The following is a 17,029-nucleotide window of genomic DNA, read 5'->3' as shown; positions in this document are numbered from 1 at the left end:
CGATTCAGTCGCGCAAAATCATCCGGTCGCCGCGCACGTCGAAACCCGACAGCGAACCGATGAAATTCATGCCGAGCAGGCTCTGGCTGAGCGCGCCCGGCGCGGCAACCATGACCTGCATGTTCTTGCGCACGATGCCGCCGATCGCCAGTTCGTCAGTGCGCACCGACGCCGCGCGCGCCATGCCGTTGGCGGTCGAGACGGGGATGGTGAAGCTCAACGCAGCCGGATTGAAGCCGGCCGCTTGCGCATCTTCGGCCGTCAGCACCGTGCTGGTCGCGCCGGTGTCGACCACGGTGCGGATCGGCGCGCCGTTGATGGTGATGCGAGCTTCGAAATGGCCGCTGTCGGCCTTGTCCAGGGTCACGGTAGCATGGCCGTCCTCGACGCCCAGCGCCAGCGGGCTGCCGGGAACGAGGCCGGCCGTCACCCGGCTGGCGAAATCCTGCAACTCGTAGCGGTACTGGTAGCCGGCGATGAGGGCCAGCACGATCACGGCCCAGGTGCCGAGATTGCGGGCCATGGCGCCGAGCGGCCGGCCGGATCGGACAAGCCCGGCGCCGACCAGCACGCCGATCGCACCCAGCCAGACCAGCCGGCTGAAATCGGAGTTCTCGACGCCGAACGTGCTGCCGGCGTCGTTGTTGATCATCAGCAACACCAGGCCGACGCCGATTGCCGCCATCACGATCCAGAACAGTCGATTCATTGGGTCTGCCGTTTCACGAGAGGACGTCGCGCTCGCGCGCCATACGGCTGCGGCGGGTTTCCCGGCGCGGCCGGCGCTCGACCGTTTCCAGCCGGGCCGGCAATTCGGCCATGACGCTGCTGCGCACCTCCGGCGTCATGCCCATCCAGGCGCCGATTTCATCGCGCGTGCGGCCGCAACCGAAGCAAAAGCCGGTTTTCATGTCGATCGAACAGACCAGGATGCAGGGGGATTCGATGGCCGTCATGATGTTCTCTTGGGGATTCCGTTGAAGAATCCCTTGTCTCGCTTCCACATGGTGCAACGGCAAAGCCAATGCAAGCCCTCCGGATTTCGCCGCCCGCAGCCGCTTTTGCGGCACGGCCTGGTGTTGCGGCTTGATGGTTGTGCCGGCCGGGCAAGGCGGCTATGCCGCTTGGAAATTCATCAGACGAGCACCGACGCCATGACCAGCGCACTGCCTTTCGACGATTTCCGCGATCTGCTGGCAAACCTGCCGCCGGCTGACGAGGCGGCCGAAGCGCGCGTGCGCACGCTGTTTGCCAATGCCGACAAGCCGATCGCTTCGCTTGGCCGCATCGAGGACATCGCGGCGTGGCTTGCCGCCTGGAATGGGCGCGCGCCGCCGGCGGTGAACCGGCCACTGGTGGCGATTTTCGCCGGCAATCATGGCGTCACCCGTCACGGCATTTCGCCGCGCACTGTCGCGGCGACCGCCAACGCCGTCGAGCTTTGTGCTGCCGGTGGCGCCGCGATCAACCAGGTCTGCATCGCCAACGATCTTGGCCTGAAAGTGTTCGACCTGGCGCTGCACATTGCGACCGCCGATATCACTGAGGACGCCGCGCTCGACGAACGCGGCTGCGCCGCCACCATGGCCTTCGGCATGGAAGCGATTGCCGGCGGCGCCGATCTGATTTGCCTCGGCGATCTCGGCGTCGGCAACTCCACCGTTGCAGCGGCCTTGTGCTCGGCCCTGTTCGGCGGCCGCGGCCGCGACTGGGTTGGCCCCGGCTCGGGCGCCGACACGCCGATGCAGGCACGCAAGGCTGATGTGGTCGACGCTGCGATTGCCTTCCACGGCGCTGCTGTGAAAGACCCGCTCGAAGCGTTGCGTCGGGTCGGTGGCCGCGAGTTCGCTGCCATCGCCGGCGCCATCATCGCGGCCCGGATGCAGAAGATCCCGGTGCTGCTCGACGGCTTTGCCGCGACCGCCGCCGCGGCCGTGCTGCACGCGGCCAATCCGGCTGCACTCGACCATTGTTTGCTAGCCAGCCTGTCGCCGGAGCCCGGCCAAAGGCTGGCCGCCGAGCGGCTCGGCCTCAAGCCGCTGCTCGATCTCGGCGTCAGCCACGGCGAGGGGGTAGGGGCAGCCCTTGCCGCCGGCCTGGTCAAGGCCGCAGCGCTTACCAGTTCAGGCATGGCGGCAGCGGTCAGAGCATAGAACAGGCCGCTAGCGCCGACGAGCCGCTACCGCCTTGGTCGGCAGCGCCGGCAATTCCTCCATCACCCGGCTCAGCGGGAAGATGGCGATCGCCTCGGTGCCTTCGCGCAACTTGGAAAGAAGTTCGAATTCGCCGCCATGCATGGCGAGCAGGCCCTGCACGATCGGCAGCCCGAGTCCGGTGCCCTGTTCGGCGCTCTTGATGGCGATCGAGCCCTGGCCGAAGGCGGACAGCACGATCGGGATTTCGTCGTCCGGTATGCCCGGCCCGTTGTCCTTGACCGAAATGTATTGGCCGCCGCCCGCCGTCCAGCCGACGCGCACACGAACTTCGCCGCCAGTGGCGGTGAACTTGATGGCATTGGACAGAAGGTTGAGGATGATCTGCCGCACCGCGCGCTCGTCGGCGAACAGGCGCTGCAAGGTGATTTCGAAGTCCTGGACGATGCGGATGTCCTTGTTGCGCGCCTTCAACTCCATCATGTGGCAGCAATCTTCAGCGATGTTGAGCAGCATCACCGGCTCCTCGTTGAGCTGGTAGCGGCCGGCCTCGATGCGCGACAGGTCGAGGATCTCGTTGATCAGGTCGAGCAGATGCTGGCCGGAATCGTGCACGTCGCTGGCGTAGTCGCGATAGGTGGGGTTGCTCATCGGTCCCAGCACCTCGTTGGCCATCACCTCGGAAAAACCGAGAATGGCATTGAGCGGCGTTCTCAGCTCATGGCTCATCGAGGCGAGGAAGCGCGACTTCGCCAGATTGGCGTCTTCGGCCCGCCGACGAGCTTCGTCCGACATCGACTTTGCCGTCTCCACCTCGGCGAGCAACGCATCCTTTTCGGAGCGGAACGACAGAAGCATCAGCGACGAGCGGTTGAGATGGCGCGCGATATAGACGAAGAACGGCAATGCGGCGACCAGCAGCCCGACCATCATCGTCTCGACCGGCATCCACAGCTTCGTTTCGGCATAGGCATAGACCGCCACCGGAATGACGAAGGTGGCGAGCAGCGAGCCGCGCAACGACGACGCCGTAATGGCGGTCGCCGCCATCGCCAGCAGCAGCACGATCGCCTTGACCACCTGGAAATGGTCGATCTGGCAGGCGGTGCAGCCGATCCAGGCGAACCACGCCCAGCCGAGGCCGCACAGCGAATGGCCGATCAGAAAATCCCGGCGTGTCAAAATAGGGTCGAGTTCGGCCGCTTCGGTGCGTTCGACGCGCCGCGCCATGAAGGCAACGATCGAATAGCAGATCAGCGTGAACAGCGCCCAGATGCTGATCTGCTTGTCCATCCCCGCCAGAAGCCCGGTCGCCGCGATCGCCAGCACCAAAAGCGGAATGACGGTCGCACCCCCGACCATGGCGCGCGCATGCAGCTTCAGCAGCTCGCGGTCGAAGTCGAGATTGCCGACCTGTTGCGAAAGACGGTCGCGCGTTCTGCGCACCGCGCGCGCCACATCGCTGTTGCGGTGCGGTTTCCTGCGGTCCACAATGAATTTATCCGCTGTGTTCGAGCGTAGCAGAGGCATGGAAACTTCAATTTATGCGCGCAGCGATCTCAAATCGTTAAGCTACGTTCGAATGATTAAGAGACTGTTTGCCATATGAGCCGTTCGTGGTCGCCAAGGCCGCGCCGGCGATACTATCCGCCACCGCCGCGAAGCCTGTGGCGCAGATTGCTGGATTATGCGCTGACGATCATCGTGCTCGGCCTGCTGATCCTGCTCGCCGCGCGGCTCGACCGCTTCGAGACGCGCAAGGCGGAGGGGGCTGCGATCGTCAACGATGGCGATTCACTCACGCTTGGCACTGAACGCATCCGCATGCGCGGCATCGATGCTCCGGAATACCAGCAGATCTGCCGCAAGGACGGCGCTGACTATGCCTGCGGCAGGCTGGCGCGCCAGGCGCTGGTGCGGCTGATATCAGGCAATCCGGTGACCTGCAGCGGCTGGCAGCGCGACCGCTATGGCCGCCTGCTTGGCGACTGCAAGGCCGGCGGCAAGGATTTGAACCGGGCCCAGGTCGAGGCCGGCTGGGCCATTGCCTATGGCGACTATGAAACCGAGCAGGCCGTTGCCCGCGCCGGCAAGGCCGGTATCTGGGCCGGCACGTTCGACGAGCCGCAGGACTGGCGCGAAAGCCACCATGAGGGACCGGCCGAAAGACGGCACGGCACGCTAGCTTCGCTCGGTGACGCCTTGTGTGAATTTTTTCGGTTCCGGTAAGGAGCGCGCCGTGTCCTATAGTCTGTCGGCAAGATCGGGAGGATTGAGATGAAACTGTTCGACGGTGGCCGCGCCCCCAATCCGCGGCGTGTCCGGGTCTTCCTCGCCGAGAAGGGCATCGAGGTGCCGCTTGTGCCGGTCGACATGGGCGCAATGGGTCACAGGCAGGAGCCGGTCAGTTCACGCAACCCGCTGCGGCGGCTGCCGGTGCTAGAGCTCGACGACGGCACAATCATCACCGAATCCGTCGCCATCTGCCGCTATTTCGAGGAATTGCATCCCGAACCGCAGCTGTTCGGGCAAGGCGCGCTCGGCAAGGCCAAGGTCGAGATGTGGCAAAGGCGCATGGAGTTCAATCTGCTCAGCTGCGTCGCTCAGGCCTTTCGCCATATCCATCCGGCGATGAAAGAGTGGGAAATTCCGCAAGTCCCCGAATGGGGCGAAGCCAACAAGGTGAAAGCGGTCGAATTCCTGAGCTTGCTCGACACCGAACTGGCAAACCGGGAATTCGCCGCCGGCGAGGCCTATTCGATCGCCGATATCACCGGGATGATCGCCATCGACTTCATGAAACCGGCGCGCATCAAGGTACCGGACGAGTGCGCCAACGTGCTGCGCTGGTACAGCGCCGTCTCGAGCCGGCCGAGCGCTTCCGCCTGAGATGGAGGCGGAGCTTGAACGCCTGACGGCAAAGATCCGCGCCTGCCGCATCTGCGTCGACAATCCGGTCGGCCGGCCGCTGCCGCATGAGCCGCGCCCGGTGCTGCTGCCGTCATCCAGCGCCCGTATCCTGCTCGCCGGCCAGGCGCCGGGCACCAAGGTTCATTTGTCCGGCATGCCGTTCACAGACGCGTCCGGCGACCGGCTTCGAAGCTGGCTGGGCGTCAGCACGGACGAATTCTACGATACGGAGAAATTCGCCATCGTGCCGATGGGGTTCTGCTTTCCCGGCCAGGACGCCAAGGGCGGCGACCTGCAGCCGCGCCGCGAATGCGCGCCGGCCTGGCGCGCCCCGCTGATGGCGCTGATGCCGCAGATCGATCTCGTTCTGACCATCGGCTCCTACGCGCAGTCCTGGCACATGGTCGCGGCGCAGCGCGCCTCGCTGACCGAAACAGTGAGGGACTGGCGCGCCATCTGGGATACGCCGGCCAGCCTGAAAGTGCTGCCACTGCCGCATCCGTCATGGCGCAACTCAGGATGGTTGAAGCAGAATCCATGGTTTGAAATGGATTTGCTGCCGTTCCTGAGATCGGAAATCCGCTATCGCATTGCTTAAGCTTTAAGCAAGATATCACTCGCTTTTGTGCCATTCTGCAGAATTTCTTTCTTGTGAAAGGCCGAAATAAGAGGGAGTATAGCCAATCTATTCCCAAAGCGCGCCGCGCCCGAGGGAACGCGGCCTGCACCAGGGAGCACCTCAATGGATCGCCTCGACAGAAAAATTCTCCGCCTCCTGCAGGAGGACGCCACGCTCGCGGTTGCCGATGTCGCCAAGAAAGTCGGCCTGTCGACCACGCCCTGCTGGCGCCGGATCCAGAAGCTCGAGGAAGAGGGCGTCATCAAGCGGCGCGTTGCCATCCTTGACCACGAGAAGGTCAATGTGCGCGTCACCGTCTTCGTGTCGATCCGCACCAATTCGCACAGCCATGAATGGCTGCGCCGCTTCTCCGAGGTGATCCAGGAATTTCCCGAAGTGGTCGAATTCTACCGCATGAGCGGCGACGTCGACTATCTCCTGCGCGTGGTGGTGCCCGACATCGCTGCCTATGACGCCTTCTACAAGCGGCTGATCGCCAAGATAGAAATCCGCGACGTGTCGTCGTCCTTCGCCATGGAGCAGATCAAGTACACGACCGAAATGCCGCTCGACTACATGGTGCTGGACAAGGAATCAGGCGCCAACGCGGCTTGAGGCTAAACCCGTTAGTTCTTCTTTTTGTTTAGGAAAGTCCAGGGCGAGTTGACCGGCAGAGTGATCGTGTCCGGCACGTTGTCGACGGCCACGACCTCCGCCTTGCGCACGGTATAGCCGGACTGAATGACGCTTACGCCGTCGAGAATGAACAGCTGGCTCTTCTCCATGCCGGGCTGCAAGGCGCCGGTCACGGCAACCGCCTCATAGGCCTGCGACATCTTGTAGGGATGGGCCGGCGTGACCAGCACGATCTGGTTCGGCGGCGGCGTCGGCATGTGGCTGCAGGCGCCTGTCCATGGCACCAGCAGGAACTGGTAGACGAGGTCGCCGTCGCGGTCGACCGGAAATGCATAGCCGGCTAATTGTACGGTCTTGTCCTGCAGGTTGAGCGACAGCGTCTCGCCATGATCGGGCAGTTTTGCCGCGATCATCGGCAGGCCGGCATCTTCGGCAACCGCCTGCGTCGCCGGCCGCAGATCCTTCCAGAAGATGTGCGCGGTTTGGCCCGAAGCATTGGTAGTGGCGGACACCAACAACGCGGCCGCAAGCGCCAAGCTCGATCGGAGATATTTGCTCATTGGCCGCTTCCTTCGTGAAGGAGTAAAGACGCCGTGGACAACGGCGTCAACGCTCGAGCCGCATCACATGTCTGCGAGAGCCGGCCATGCCGATCTCATGGAACCCGCGGGCGTCGAACATGTCGCGAAACCCCATGAAACGATAGCTTGGCGATGCCTCGTCGACCGGGTAGGCCTCGATCGTCCTGGCGCCCTTGGCAAAGGCGTGATCGATGGCAGCGTCGAGCAGGGCGACCGCCAGCCCGCTGCCGCGCAGCGCCCTCGGCACATAGAAGCAGACGATCGACCAGATGCCGGTCTCGCCATCATCCTGTTGCGGCGACAGCTTGCGGTAGGTCTGGCGCGGCGCGACCGAGCACCAGCCGACGGTCTTGCCATCGAGCTCGGCAAGAATGCCGACCGGCGTGCCAGCCTCGACGAGCGCCATCATGGCCCGTTTCAACTCAGCGTGCTGAACCTGTTCGCGGCGGCCGGGCAGGGGCCGCCAGGCCATGCACCAGCAATATTTCGGACCGCCCGGCGCTTCGAAGAGGCCCTCGAAATCGGCGCGCGTCTTTCGCGTCACCGCGGTGAACCGGAGTTTGCCCAGGTCAGGCTTTTCTGGCGGCGATCCGCTCGATGATCTTGTCATTGGTCAGTTCCCGTACGGCGTCCTTGCCGATCCAGCGCGCCGTCTTGTCCGGGGACGTAGCGAGCTTTTGCGCCATGGCAAGGGCAGCGCCGTGCATCTGCATCGAGCGCTTGCCGATCGAACGAAGCGCCCAGTTTACGGCCTTCTTCACGAAATTGCGGCTGTCGGTGGCATGCGCTTCAATGATCGGCAGGAAGCCGAGGAAGGTCGCAACCGGCTCCTGCTTCCGATGAACGACGGACCAGGCAATCATGGCAAAGGCCGTGCGTCGAACGAACTCCCGCTCGTCCGCTGCGAACTCCTCGATCAGTTCCTTCCAGGCATCGGTGTCGACGAAGAGATCGGAGACGCCGTCAACGATATCCCAGGAATCGAAGGATGCCGCCCATTGCCTTGCATTCGCTGCGGAAAAGCGCTTCGGGTCGGCCGTGACGGAGGCGATGAACTGCGCCTCCATGATGCCGCTCTGCCAGAGCTCGAACGCGCGTTCGTGGTTGCGCTTGATCTTTTTGGCGATCTGCCGCTGCATGCCATGCGAAATGCCAAGCGCCCGCTCGATCTTGATGCCATAGCGCAGCATGCCGCGGCGATTGTCCTCCGAACCGATCGACCGCAAATGGGCGACGATGTCGTCGGCGCTCGACTGGGGCAAAAGCTCGGCCATCCCCAGCCTATTTCTCCAGGCGCGCCAGCAAGGAAGACGTATCCCAGCGCTTGCCGCCCATCGCCTGTACATCCTTGTAGAACTGGTCGACGAGTGCGGTCACCGGCAGTCTGGCGCCATTGCGGTCGGCTTCATCGAGGCAGATGCCGAGATCCTTGCGCATCCAGTCGACGGCGAAGCCGAAATCATATTTCCCGGCATTCATCGTCTTGTGACGGTTCTCCATCTGCCAGGAACCGGCCGCCCCCTTGGAGATCACCTCGATGACCTTTTCGATGTCGAGCCCGGCCTTCTTGCCGAAGTGGATGCCCTCGGCCAGGCCCTGCACCAGCCCGGCGATGGTGATCTGGTTGATCATCTTGGTGAGCTGGCCTGCGCCCGACGGCCCCATCAGCCCGACCATGCGGGCAAAGGCGTCGATGACCGGCTTGGCCTTGTCGAAGGCAGCCTGATCGCCGCCGACCATCACCGTCAGCACGCCGTTTTCAGCCCCCGCCTGGCCGCCGGAGACCGGCGCGTCGAGGAAGGAGAAGCCAGCCTTTTGCGCGGCGTCGGCCAATTCGCGCGCGACCTCGGCCGAGGCGGTGGTGTTGTCGATAAAGACCGAGCCATTCTTCATCGCGGCGAAGGCGCCCTTGGCCCCGATTGTCACCGAGCGCAGATCGTCATCATTGCCGACGCAGGAGAAGACGAAATCCTTGCCCTCGGCCGCCTCGGCCGGTGTCACGGCGAGTTTGCCGCCATGCTGGGCCACCCATTGCTCGGCTTTGGCAGCGGTGCGGTTGTAGACGGTGACGCTGTGGCCGCCTTTGTTCCTGAGGTGCCCGGCCATGGGATAGCCCATCACGCCAAGACCGAGAAATGCCACAGATGCCATAGGTTTGCCCTTCAGATGGAAGCGGAAGTTGTCCGCGCAAGCTCTAGGCTCTGCGCGCAATTCGTCAAGACGCGCATGAGCCGATCGACTGGTACAGCCTGGTCGACGCCAGTCAGCGCTTCAGATGGATGGTGATCCGCCGCTCGATCCATTCGACGCCATGGCGCAAGATCTCGACCATCACCAGATAGACAAGGGCGACCCAGATATAGGCCTGGATGTCGAACGAGTTGGCAAAGGCAAGCTTGGCCTGGCCCATCAAATCGTAGACGGTGATGATGGCGACGATTGCCGAGGCCTTGACCATCAGGATCAACTCGTTGCCGTAGGGACGCAAGGCGACGATCAACGCCTGCGGGAGGATGATCTTTCGCAGCGTCTGCAACTTGTGCAGGCCAAGCGAGGCGGCACCTTCCCACTGGCCTCTTGGCACGCTTTCGATGGCGCCGCGCAGGATTTCGGCCTGATAGGCGGCGGTGTTGAGTGCGAAGGCAAACACACCGCAATTGAAAGCGTCTTTGAAAAAATCCCAGAGGCCAACCGTTTGAAGCTCAGCCCTGAACGATCCCAGTCCGTAGTAGACCAGATAGGTCTGGACCAGCAGCGGCGTGCCGCGGAAGAAGTAGACATAGCAATAGGCGAGGCCGGACAGGATCCGGTTGCTGGACATGCGCCCATAAGCGACCGGCACGGACAGGATCGCTCCGAGCACCATCGATATGCAGACCAGCAACAGCGTGGTTTGAAGGCCTTTCAGATAGGCCGGGGCATATTTGGCGAAGAAGTCGGCGTTCCAGGCAAAGATCAGATAAGCGACGATGCCGAGGCCGAACAGGATCCAGAAACCGACCATCGCATAGCCGATGACGCGGCTGCGCGGCCAGCCGCGCGCCCGTGGCGGCGGCCGTTCGGCCAAGGCGGCGGTGACGCTCATCGTTGTGCCTCTCGCTTGCCGAGCGAGCGCAGGATCGCGCTGGTGGCAAAGGATGAAACGACAGCCAGACCAAGGAAGACCAGGGCCGCAACGCCATAGAACAGGAAAGCGTGCTTGGTGACGCGGGCAGCAGTGTAGGCATTGCGCAGCGTCTCGGCGAGGCCGACGACCGACACGAGCGATGTATCCTTGAGCAGGCTAAGCCAGCAGTTCTCAAGTCCGGGAAACGCAATGCGAAGGAGTTGCGGCAAGATCACCTTGCGCATGGTCAGCCAGTTCGACAGGCCGATGGCATAGCCGCCCTCATACTGACCTTTCGGAATGGCGCGAAAGGCTGAAAGAAACACCTCGCTGGCATAGGATGAAAAGATCAGAGACAGCACGATCATGCCGGCGACGAAGCTGTTGACGTCGATAGTCGCGTCGGGCCGGAAATATCGCACGAGATGCTGCAGCAGAATTGGTACGCCGAAGAAAAACAGGAACAGCGTCACCAGTTCCGGCAAGCCGCGGAAAACCGTGGTGTAGATATTGGCGGCCAGCCGCAGCGACGGTTCTTCGGATTGTTTGGCCCAGGCGACGAAAAAGCCGATCGTCAGGCCGATGGGCAGGGTCGCCAGCGCAAGCGCGATGGTGACCAGTGCGCCATAGGCAATATCGTCAATCCAGCCATCGGGTCCCCAACTCAGAAGTATCCATATGTTCTGGCTTGGCATTGACGGGTCTTGTCTCCACTTCTGTCAGCGATGGACCAAGGCGGCAGGAGGAATTTCCCCTGCTGCCGCCTTGTTTCAGACGATCAGGACTCAGCGCCGAAGACGTCGAACTTGAAGTATTTGTCGTTGATTTCCTTGTACTTTCCGTTGGCGCGGATGGCGTCGATGGCGCTGTTGAGCTTGTTGACCAGATCCGTCTCGCCCTTGCGCACGGCGATGCCGGCGCCCGGTCCAAAGATTTCGACTGGCTGCGGCGAGGGCTGGCCGAGAATCTTGCAGCAGGCGCCATCAGGCGAATCCAGGAACTGCTGCAACACGACGATATCGTCCTCGATCGCGTCGAGACGGCCATTGGCGAGATCGGCCTGCTCTTCTGGGCTGCTCGGATAGCCCTTGACCGTGCTGTCCGTATAGGTCTTCGAGGCATAATTGAAATGCGTCGTCGTGGTTGCGACGCCGATGGTCTTGCCGGCGAGGTCTTCCTTGGTCACGCCCTTGAGGGTTGAATCTTTTGGCACCGCCAGCGCCGAGGGGGTGTTGTAGTATTTATGCGAGAAGTCGACCTTTTCCTGACGCTCCGGCGTGATCGACATCGAGGCGACGATGGCGTCGAACTTGCCGGCCTGCAGCGCCGGGATGATGCCGTCCCAATCCTGGGCAACGAAGGTGCATTTGACCTTCATCTCGTCGCAGAGCGCCTTGGCGATGTCGATGTCGAAGCCGACGAGCTGGCCGTCGGAGGTCAAATTGTTGAATGGGGGGTAGGCGCCTTCAGTGCCGATTCTCAGGGTCGTTTCCTGAGCTTGGGCGACGCCGAGCGTCAGCAGCGCAGCCGATGCGGCGAGCGCGATACGCAGTGCAATACGCATGATAGTCCTCTCTTTATGGCTCCCGGCCGTCGTTCCGAAACGGCTCTGTGGGGCGGTGCTTTTGACCGCCCGCTGGCGCGATACTCCCACTGTTTTCGGGAGAAAAGCAACTGTAAAACCGTTGCTTGCGGGATTTGCGGGTCCAGCCGATGCTGACGCCGGGTTAGACAATGCAACCGCTGAAGAGAGCGGCTGAACCGGGCTCAGGCAGGGGCCTCAAGGTTTGAGGCTGGTGGCGCGCTCGATGAAGTCAGCTATCCCTCCGGCATCGTTGAGATCGAACACGGGCAGGCTTTCGCCGCTGACCGCGAAGTCGGCGGCAATCGCCACGATATGCCCGTCATTTGCCGACAGCGGCGACCGGTCCTTCGCCTCCAGCCGCCTTGTTTCGATCTTTTTGTGCGCCTCGCGCTTGTAACCTTCGACCAGCACGATGTCGCACGGTGCCAACCGCGACAGGATCGTCTCCAGCATTGGCTCGTCCTCGCCGCGCAATTCGTGCATCAGCGCCCAGCGTGTGCCCGACACCACAGCGACCTCGGTGGCGCCCGCCTGGCGGTGGCGAAAGGAGTCGGCGCCCGGCTTGTCGATGTCGAACTCATGGTGGGCGTGTTTGACCGTCGACACCGTCCAGCCGCGCCGGACGAGTTCGGTGACCAGTTTCTCGGTCAGTGTGGTCTTGCCGGAATTCTTCCAGCCGGTGATGCCGAAGATGTTCATGGCCCGATGCTCTGCAACAGACGTTCGGCCACCGCAAGATCGTCAGCAACATTGATGTTGAAGAACGGGTCGATCTCACCGCCGCCAAGAGCGGACAAGGGAAACTCCACCTCGACAAAGTCATGGCGTTCGATGAAGGCGGAGACCCGCCTGTTGTCCTCGTCGACCAGGAAATGGCGCAAGGCCTGGCGCAGTCCGAGCGGCCATAGCGCGAAGGTCGGATGCCGCCGGCCGCTGGAACTGGCAACCGCGATCGAGCCCGGCCGACTGGCTGCGGCGGCGGCCAGCCTCGCGACCAGATCGGCCGACAGGAACGGCGTGTCGCCGGCGGCCGTCACCAATGCCTCGCAGACGGTGTTTGCCGCTGCCCATTCGAGGCCGGTGAGGATCCCGGCCAGCGGTCCGGCATGGCCTTCCACCGTATCGGCGAGAACCGGAAGTTGGACCGCGGCGAAGCGCGCCGGGTCACCATTGGCGCTCACCACCAGCGATCCCACCTGCGGCGCCAGGCGGGCAACGACATGGTCGAGAAGCGGACGCCCGCCAAGGGCGAGCAAGGTCTTGTCGCCGCCGCCCATGCGCCGTGACAGGCCGCCGGCCAGGATGATCCCTGCAATGTCTCGGCTCATGGCCCTATATGCCGTCCGGCGCCATGTTGGGTCCAGCGCTTTCAGCGGCGGGCTTCTGCCGGCCGACGACCCGCTCGCGATAGAGCGTATAAAGACCGGAACCGATGATGACGGCGGAGCCGAGGATCATCGGCAGGTCCGGGACATCGCCGAAGATGGTGAGGCCAAGCAGCATCGACCAAAACAGGGCGGTGTATCGGAATGGTGCGATGAAGGAGATGTCACCGGCCCGCATTGCCATGATGATGAACTGATAGCCGATCAGCACCAGCACCGCTGCCAGGGCCAGCAGCGCCGTGCCTTTGCCCGACATCGGCGTCCAGCCGCCCATAGGCGACAGCAGCACGGCGCCGACAATGGTCATGGCGATTGCGGTCGCCGTCGACACCAGCAAGGTCGGGATAGCCTGCGGGATGCGCTTGGTGGCGAGGTCGCGCACCGCACAGCAGGCGACGCTGACAAGTGCGTATAGCGAATAGACGCTGAACCCTTCAAAGCCTGGCCGTACGATGATCAGCACGCCGCCGAAACCGACGGCGATCGCCAGCCAGCGCCGCCAGCCGACGCCTTCGCCAAACACAAGTGCCGCCCCCATCGTCACCGCCAGCGGAAGCGCCTGCAGCACCGCCGACACATTGGCGATCGGCAGATGCGCCAGCGCAACGAGGAACGCCACGGTGGCGCCGGCCTCGCCGACCACACGCAACGCCACCAGCGGCTGCAGCATCGAGCCCGGTCGCGCGAGCGCGCCTTGTTGCCAGGCGAGCAGGCCGACGAGCACCGACGCAAAGGCGCCGCGCACCAGCATGACCTGCGCCATGTTCATCGATTCCGACGAGAACTTGGTGATGGCGTCGTTGAGGGTGAAGCCGATCATGGCCACCATCATGAACAGCGCACCGCGAAGATTTGGGGAAAGAGGCAAGGGCGTTACCGGTTTTGCAAGAGCAATTCCAGGAAAAGTGTGAAACGGTTTTCCGTCCGGAATTGCGTGAAAACAAAGAATAGAGCGGTTCGACGTTTCGGTGAAACGGTGAACCGCTCAAGCCTGTAGCAGCCGGCGGCAAGACAGCAACGTCAAAGAAATAGGCCACGGATTTTCACCCGTGGCCCGCAAATCCCCGAGAGCCGGTCAGATGATCGGCAGCCTCATTTCGGCGTCAGCACCTCGGTGCCGCTGCCGTTCTTGCCGGCGATCGTCCACAGGCCGTGCAGCGAGCCGTCGTCCTCTACCTTGTAGACGACGAGGCCGATTTCCTTGCCCATGACATAGCCGGCGGAGAAGGCATTGTCGTTGCGCATGCAGATGCCGTCCGAAGACGACCCGCCCGTCTCCCAGTGGATGGTGCAGGTGGTCTCGCTGGTCAGCGTGATGGTGGCCTCGCCGCCATATTTCGAGCCGTCGAAATTGGTTCCGGCGACGGTATAGGTACCGCCGATTGACTGTGCGGCCGCCGGCGCGGCGGCAAGGCCAAGCATTGCAAGAGAAAGTAAGAATGTGCGCATGTCGTATTCCCCCAAATCGAGCGACGAGCCGCTATGTCTAGGAATCTAGGCCCGAACGCGCTTGCGGTAAATCCGCCAGCCGTTTGCGCATAAGACTTTTTCTGGGATGTGTCCGAAAATGCTCAACGTGCTTTGAGGCTGCCGGCAATGGCGCCGACAAGCGGATCGTATTTCGCTTTCACGGCCGGCGGATAGTCGATCCAGACGGTGCGGATGACGCCGTCCTTGCCGAACAGGCGCCGCTCGTAAAATATCTTGCCATCCTTCAACCCCGACAGCACCGCCCAATTCTTGCCGATTTTGCCGTAGCTGATCTCGTAGCCCGCCTCCTTGCTGGCCTTCTCCTCGGCGACAAAACTCTTCGGGGTGTCGTCGCTGACATTGAGGATGCCGGAGCAGATCAGGCTGGCGCCGTCGGCGCTGAGCCATTGCTGACCATCGCCATTGTCCGGCTCTGGCTGGCGGTCGGTGAATATCTCGTCGGGAAAGGTGCAGACAGTGCCGAAGCGCACATTGGTGTAGGTGAAAGGCGCGGCGACAGCGCTGCCTGCCGCGATCAGCGCAACGGCCGCCAAACTAGGAAAAAGGCGCCTCATTCGATGTCTCCAGCCAACAACCGGGGGGTAGTGTCTCAGTTTGAAATTGCTTCAGGCTCATCCCATGCGACGGGAGCCCATGGCTGAGCTGCTACCCAAGCCTTAACGGCTTCTATTGAAAGATGCTCCCCGGAAAAGAACGGGCTGCAGGCATAAAGGTAGCCATCTAAAGTCTCGGGAACAGGCAGGCTCTCGTCATACTCGCCGGTGTTCTCGCCATCTTCGGCGAAGCGCGAAGCTGAAAAACGAGCCGGGAAGGAGTGGATTTCGACACGGTGAGGTATCAGGCCATCATAATACCATGTGCCGACTGCTACGACCCTATCTTGGTTCATTCTGCCACTGGCTTTTGTAAGAACCACACTTGCCCGGCTTCCGCGCAAACTGAGACACTACCCAACCAACCGGGGCATCCTTGCACCGAATCGCGGAAAAAATCAGCCGCCGGTGACGCTCATATGTCTCGACACCGAGGGGCGGCTGGTGCGGCGGTCGATGATGAAATCATGCCCCTTCGGCTTGCGGCCGATCGCTTCGTCGATGGCATCAGCGACCAGTTCGTTGCCTTCGGAGGCACGCAGCGGCGCGCGCAGGTCGGCGGCATCTTCCTGGCCCAGGCACATATAGAGCGTACCGGTGCAGGTCAGCCGCACGCGGTTGCAGCTTTCGCAGAAATTATGCGTCATCGGCGTTATGAAGCCGAGCCGGCCGCCGGTCTCGGCGACATGGACATAGCGGGCCGGGCCGCCGGTCTTGTAGGGGATGTCGCTCAGCGTGAACTGACGCTCCAATGAGGCGCGCAGCAAGGACAGCGGCAGATACTGGTCGGTGCGGTCGGTGTCGATCTCGCCCATCGGCATGGTTTCGATGACGGTGAGGTCCATGCCGCGGCCATGCGCCCAGCGCATCATTTCGGGCAGTTCGGCGTCGTTGAAATCCTTCAACGCAACGGCGTTGAGCTTGATCTTCAACCCCGCCGCCTGAGCGGCGTCGATGCCAGCCATGACCTTGCCGAGATGACCCCAGCGGGTGATGGCGTGGAACTTGTCGGCATCCAGCGTATCCAGCGAAACATTGATGCGCTCAACACCGCAATCGGCGAGCTCGGCGGCAAAGCGCGACAGCTGCGAGCCGTTGGTGGTGAGCGTCAGCTCTTCCAGAGCGCCGCTTTTCAGATGCCGCGACAGCTGGCGCACCAGATGCATGATGTTCTTGCGCACCAGCGGCTCGCCGCCGGTGAGGCGCAATTTGCGCACGCCCTTTTCGATGAAGACGGTGCAGAGCCGGTCGAGTTCCTCGAGCGACAGCAGGTCCTTCTTGGGCAGGAACGCCATGTCCTCGGCCATGCAATAGGTGCAGCGGAAATCGCAGCGGTCGGTGACCGACACGCGCAAGTAGCTGATCGTGCGACCGAAAGGATCGATCATGTCCATGCGTCAAGCGTTTCCAATGGCTGCGAGTGGCGCCGTTATATACAGCTATGTGATACGATCCAACCCGCCATTCAAGATAGCCGCTCTTGATCTTTGGTAACATTCCCTGGCCGACATCCGATGTCGGCAGGGTTCAAATGGCCTTTTCCGGCTGCGCGAAGCAGCGTAGGGAAGGGCGGATTGAAGCAGGATCAATGACAATGACGGCGCCGAAGGAACTCAGGGTCTCGAAGGACAGAAAACTGCTGTCCGTTACCTTTCCCGATCATAGCCCGTTCGAACTGCCGGCCGAACTGCTGCGCGTCGCGTCGCCCTCGGCCGAAGTGCAGGGCCATTCGCCGGACCAGCGGGTGACGGTGCCCGGCAAGCGCAACGTCGCCATCCTCAAGATCGAGCCGGTCGGCAATTATGCCGTGCGCATCACCTTCGACGATTTCCACGACACCGGCATCTTCACCTGGAACTATCTGCACACGCTCGGCCACGAAAAGGACGAGCGGTGGAATGCCTATCTCGCGGAACTCCAGGAGAAGGGGCTGAGCCGCGACCGTTAGCTCGCCGATATCGTCAAAACGT

Annotated in this window: 23 protein-coding genes; 6 read left to right on the top strand and 17 right to left on the bottom strand. The window is 62.5% G+C overall.

The features are described 5' to 3' along the window. Nucleotides 1–4: 4 nt before the first annotated feature. Both H0241_RS08610 and H0241_RS08605 read right to left on the bottom strand, forming a co-directional pair. On the bottom strand, nucleotides 5–709 hold the full coding sequence (locus H0241_RS08610) for a TIGR02281 family clan AA aspartic protease (protein WP_181057013.1): 705 nt from the start codon (nucleotides 707–709) through the stop codon (nucleotides 5–7). A 13-nt stretch (nucleotides 710–722) separates the two neighbouring features. After that, nucleotides 723–956: a DUF1289 domain-containing protein gene (locus tag H0241_RS08605; RefSeq protein ID WP_181057012.1), complete on the bottom strand. Its 234-nt coding sequence runs from the start codon at nucleotides 954–956 to the stop codon at nucleotides 723–725. 198 nt (nucleotides 957–1,154) lie between these two features. Between H0241_RS08605 and H0241_RS08600 the strand changes: the two genes are divergently transcribed. Beyond that, nucleotides 1,155–2,153: a nicotinate-nucleotide--dimethylbenzimidazole phosphoribosyltransferase gene (locus H0241_RS08600; protein WP_181057011.1), complete on the top strand. Its 999-nt coding sequence runs from the start codon at nucleotides 1,155–1,157 to the stop codon at nucleotides 2,151–2,153. A 9-nt stretch (nucleotides 2,154–2,162) separates the two neighbouring features. Here the strand turns inward: H0241_RS08600 and H0241_RS08595 are convergent, their stop codons facing one another. Continuing rightward, nucleotides 2,163–3,683, bottom strand: a complete 1,521-nt coding sequence (locus tag H0241_RS08595; protein ID WP_181057010.1) for a sensor histidine kinase — start codon at nucleotides 3,681–3,683, stop codon at nucleotides 2,163–2,165. Between the two features lie 75 nt (nucleotides 3,684–3,758). Between H0241_RS08595 and H0241_RS08590 the strand changes: the two genes are divergently transcribed. From H0241_RS08590 to H0241_RS08575, 4 genes are all read left to right on the top strand, one after another. Further along, a complete protein-coding gene (locus H0241_RS08590; protein ID WP_181057009.1) occupies nucleotides 3,759–4,382 on the top strand; it encodes a thermonuclease family protein in 624 nt (207 codons plus the stop codon). 48 nt (nucleotides 4,383–4,430) lie between these two features. Beyond that, entirely contained in the window at nucleotides 4,431–5,042 is a 612-nt protein-coding gene (locus tag H0241_RS08585) for a glutathione S-transferase (protein WP_181057008.1), read from the top strand. A gap of 1 nt (nucleotide 5,043) precedes the next feature. Continuing rightward, nucleotides 5,044–5,661 carry a uracil-DNA glycosylase family protein gene (locus tag H0241_RS08580; RefSeq protein ID WP_181057007.1) on the top strand — a complete coding sequence of 206 codons (618 nt, stop codon included), beginning with the start codon at nucleotides 5,044–5,046 and terminating at the stop codon, nucleotides 5,659–5,661. 144 nt (nucleotides 5,662–5,805) lie between these two features. Then, complete coding sequence (locus H0241_RS08575; RefSeq protein WP_006333679.1) at nucleotides 5,806–6,297, top strand: Lrp/AsnC family transcriptional regulator; 492 nt, start codon at nucleotides 5,806–5,808, stop codon at nucleotides 6,295–6,297. Between the two features lie 11 nt (nucleotides 6,298–6,308). On the opposite strand, the gene H0241_RS08570 is transcribed toward H0241_RS08575, so the two are convergent. From H0241_RS08570 to moaA, 14 genes are all read right to left on the bottom strand, one after another. Further along, entirely contained in the window at nucleotides 6,309–6,878 is a 570-nt protein-coding gene (locus H0241_RS08570; RefSeq protein WP_181057006.1) for a DUF3299 domain-containing protein, read from the bottom strand. 46 nt (nucleotides 6,879–6,924) lie between these two features. Then, nucleotides 6,925–7,509 carry a GNAT family N-acetyltransferase gene (locus H0241_RS08565; protein WP_181057005.1) on the bottom strand — a complete coding sequence of 195 codons (585 nt, stop codon included), beginning with the start codon at nucleotides 7,507–7,509 and terminating at the stop codon, nucleotides 6,925–6,927. After that, on the bottom strand, nucleotides 7,469–8,173 hold the full coding sequence (locus H0241_RS08560) for a DNA alkylation repair protein (RefSeq protein ID WP_181057004.1): 705 nt from the start codon (nucleotides 8,171–8,173) through the stop codon (nucleotides 7,469–7,471). The genes H0241_RS08565 and H0241_RS08560 overlap by 41 nt, the downstream gene beginning before the upstream one ends. Before the next feature lie 7 nt (nucleotides 8,174–8,180). Next, nucleotides 8,181–9,050, bottom strand: coding sequence for an NAD(P)-dependent oxidoreductase (locus tag H0241_RS08555; protein WP_181057003.1), 870 nt, complete (start codon nucleotides 9,048–9,050; stop codon nucleotides 8,181–8,183). A 112-nt stretch (nucleotides 9,051–9,162) separates the two neighbouring features. Next, on the bottom strand, nucleotides 9,163–9,984 hold the full coding sequence (locus H0241_RS08550) for an ABC transporter permease (protein WP_181057002.1): 822 nt from the start codon (nucleotides 9,982–9,984) through the stop codon (nucleotides 9,163–9,165). Continuing rightward, the gene (locus tag H0241_RS08545; protein WP_181057001.1) at nucleotides 9,981–10,700 is read right to left on the bottom strand and encodes an ABC transporter permease; all 720 of its coding nucleotides are present in this window, start codon (nucleotides 10,698–10,700) and stop codon (nucleotides 9,981–9,983) included. Before H0241_RS08545 ends, H0241_RS08550 begins: the two co-directional genes overlap by 4 nt. 83 nt (nucleotides 10,701–10,783) lie before the next feature. After that, the gene (locus H0241_RS08540) at nucleotides 10,784–11,569 is read right to left on the bottom strand and encodes an ABC transporter substrate-binding protein (protein WP_181057000.1); all 786 of its coding nucleotides are present in this window, start codon (nucleotides 11,567–11,569) and stop codon (nucleotides 10,784–10,786) included. Between the two features lie 216 nt (nucleotides 11,570–11,785). Further along, nucleotides 11,786–12,289 carry a molybdopterin-guanine dinucleotide biosynthesis protein B gene (gene mobB, locus H0241_RS08535; RefSeq protein WP_181056999.1) on the bottom strand — a complete coding sequence of 168 codons (504 nt, stop codon included), beginning with the start codon at nucleotides 12,287–12,289 and terminating at the stop codon, nucleotides 11,786–11,788. Continuing rightward, a complete protein-coding gene (gene mobA, locus H0241_RS08530) occupies nucleotides 12,286–12,918 on the bottom strand; it encodes a molybdenum cofactor guanylyltransferase MobA (protein WP_181056998.1) in 633 nt (210 codons plus the stop codon). Before mobA ends, mobB begins: the two co-directional genes overlap by 4 nt. A 4-nt stretch (nucleotides 12,919–12,922) precedes the next feature. Then, complete coding sequence (locus tag H0241_RS08525; RefSeq protein WP_181056997.1) at nucleotides 12,923–13,843, bottom strand: DMT family transporter; 921 nt, start codon at nucleotides 13,841–13,843, stop codon at nucleotides 12,923–12,925. A 224-nt stretch (nucleotides 13,844–14,067) separates the two neighbouring features. Then, nucleotides 14,068–14,424, bottom strand: a complete 357-nt coding sequence (locus tag H0241_RS08520) for a hypothetical protein (protein ID WP_181056996.1) — start codon at nucleotides 14,422–14,424, stop codon at nucleotides 14,068–14,070. A 122-nt stretch (nucleotides 14,425–14,546) separates the two neighbouring features. After that, on the bottom strand, nucleotides 14,547–15,020 hold the full coding sequence (locus H0241_RS08515) for a hypothetical protein (protein ID WP_181056995.1): 474 nt from the start codon (nucleotides 15,018–15,020) through the stop codon (nucleotides 14,547–14,549). Nucleotides 15,021–15,055: 35 nt separating this feature from the next. After that, complete coding sequence (locus tag H0241_RS08510) at nucleotides 15,056–15,355, bottom strand: hypothetical protein (RefSeq protein WP_181056994.1); 300 nt, start codon at nucleotides 15,353–15,355, stop codon at nucleotides 15,056–15,058. Between the two features lie 102 nt (nucleotides 15,356–15,457). After that, complete coding sequence (moaA, locus tag H0241_RS08505; protein ID WP_181056993.1) at nucleotides 15,458–16,453, bottom strand: GTP 3',8-cyclase MoaA; 996 nt, start codon at nucleotides 16,451–16,453, stop codon at nucleotides 15,458–15,460. 200 nt (nucleotides 16,454–16,653) lie between these two features. Here moaA and H0241_RS08500 point away from each other — a divergent pair, with 200 nt between their 5' ends. Further along, nucleotides 16,654–17,007 (top strand): gamma-butyrobetaine hydroxylase-like domain-containing protein, encoded by a 354-nt coding sequence (locus H0241_RS08500; RefSeq protein ID WP_181056992.1) that lies wholly within the window; start codon nucleotides 16,654–16,656, stop codon nucleotides 17,005–17,007. The last annotated feature ends 22 nt before the right edge of the window (nucleotides 17,008–17,029 follow it).

The organism is Mesorhizobium neociceri, from assembly GCF_013520985.1.
GTDB lineage: Bacteria > Pseudomonadota > Alphaproteobacteria > Rhizobiales > Rhizobiaceae > Mesorhizobium > Mesorhizobium neociceri.
This window is presented reverse-complemented; position numbering and strand designations above follow the sequence as displayed.

Bases quoted from the DNA above. Each gene is read 5' to 3' on its own strand.
- H0241_RS08600 (WP_181057011.1), top strand. From the start codon at position 1,155: ATGACCAGCGCACTGCCTTTCGACGATTTCCGCGATCTGCTGGCAAAC.
- H0241_RS08545 (WP_181057001.1), bottom strand. From the start codon at position 10,700: ATGCCAAGCCAGAACATATGGATACTTCTGAGTTGGGGACCCGATGGC.
- H0241_RS08500 (WP_181056992.1), top strand. From the start codon at position 16,654: ATGACGGCGCCGAAGGAACTCAGGGTCTCGAAGGACAGAAAACTGCTG.
- H0241_RS08555 (WP_181057003.1), bottom strand. From the start codon at position 9,050: ATGGCATCTGTGGCATTTCTCGGTCTTGGCGTGATGGGCTATCCCATG.
- H0241_RS08540 (WP_181057000.1), bottom strand. From the start codon at position 11,569: ATGCGTATTGCACTGCGTATCGCGCTCGCCGCATCGGCTGCGCTGCTG.
- H0241_RS08570 (WP_181057006.1), bottom strand. From the start codon at position 6,878: ATGAGCAAATATCTCCGATCGAGCTTGGCGCTTGCGGCCGCGTTGTTG.
- H0241_RS08590 (WP_181057009.1), top strand. From the start codon at position 3,759: ATGAGCCGTTCGTGGTCGCCAAGGCCGCGCCGGCGATACTATCCGCCA.
- H0241_RS08595 (WP_181057010.1), bottom strand. From the start codon at position 3,683: ATGCCTCTGCTACGCTCGAACACAGCGGATAAATTCATTGTGGACCGC.
- H0241_RS08580 (WP_181057007.1), top strand. From the start codon at position 5,044: ATGGAGGCGGAGCTTGAACGCCTGACGGCAAAGATCCGCGCCTGCCGC.
- moaA (WP_181056993.1), bottom strand. From the start codon at position 16,453: ATGGACATGATCGATCCTTTCGGTCGCACGATCAGCTACTTGCGCGTG.
- H0241_RS08610 (WP_181057013.1), bottom strand. From the start codon at position 709: ATGAATCGACTGTTCTGGATCGTGATGGCGGCAATCGGCGTCGGCCTG.
- mobB (WP_181056999.1), bottom strand. From the start codon at position 12,289: ATGAACATCTTCGGCATCACCGGCTGGAAGAATTCCGGCAAGACCACA.
- H0241_RS08565 (WP_181057005.1), bottom strand. From the start codon at position 7,509: ATGACAAGATCATCGAGCGGATCGCCGCCAGAAAAGCCTGACCTGGGC.
- H0241_RS08510 (WP_181056994.1), bottom strand. From the start codon at position 15,355: ATGAACCAAGATAGGGTCGTAGCAGTCGGCACATGGTATTATGATGGC.
- H0241_RS08515 (WP_181056995.1), bottom strand. From the start codon at position 15,020: ATGAGGCGCCTTTTTCCTAGTTTGGCGGCCGTTGCGCTGATCGCGGCA.
- H0241_RS08585 (WP_181057008.1), top strand. From the start codon at position 4,431: ATGAAACTGTTCGACGGTGGCCGCGCCCCCAATCCGCGGCGTGTCCGG.
- H0241_RS08575 (WP_006333679.1), top strand. From the start codon at position 5,806: ATGGATCGCCTCGACAGAAAAATTCTCCGCCTCCTGCAGGAGGACGCC.
- H0241_RS08605 (WP_181057012.1), bottom strand. From the start codon at position 956: ATGACGGCCATCGAATCCCCCTGCATCCTGGTCTGTTCGATCGACATG.
- H0241_RS08520 (WP_181056996.1), bottom strand. From the start codon at position 14,424: ATGCGCACATTCTTACTTTCTCTTGCAATGCTTGGCCTTGCCGCCGCG.
- H0241_RS08550 (WP_181057002.1), bottom strand. From the start codon at position 9,984: ATGAGCGTCACCGCCGCCTTGGCCGAACGGCCGCCGCCACGGGCGCGC.
- mobA (WP_181056998.1), bottom strand. From the start codon at position 12,918: ATGAGCCGAGACATTGCAGGGATCATCCTGGCCGGCGGCCTGTCACGG.
- H0241_RS08560 (WP_181057004.1), bottom strand. From the start codon at position 8,173: ATGGCCGAGCTTTTGCCCCAGTCGAGCGCCGACGACATCGTCGCCCAT.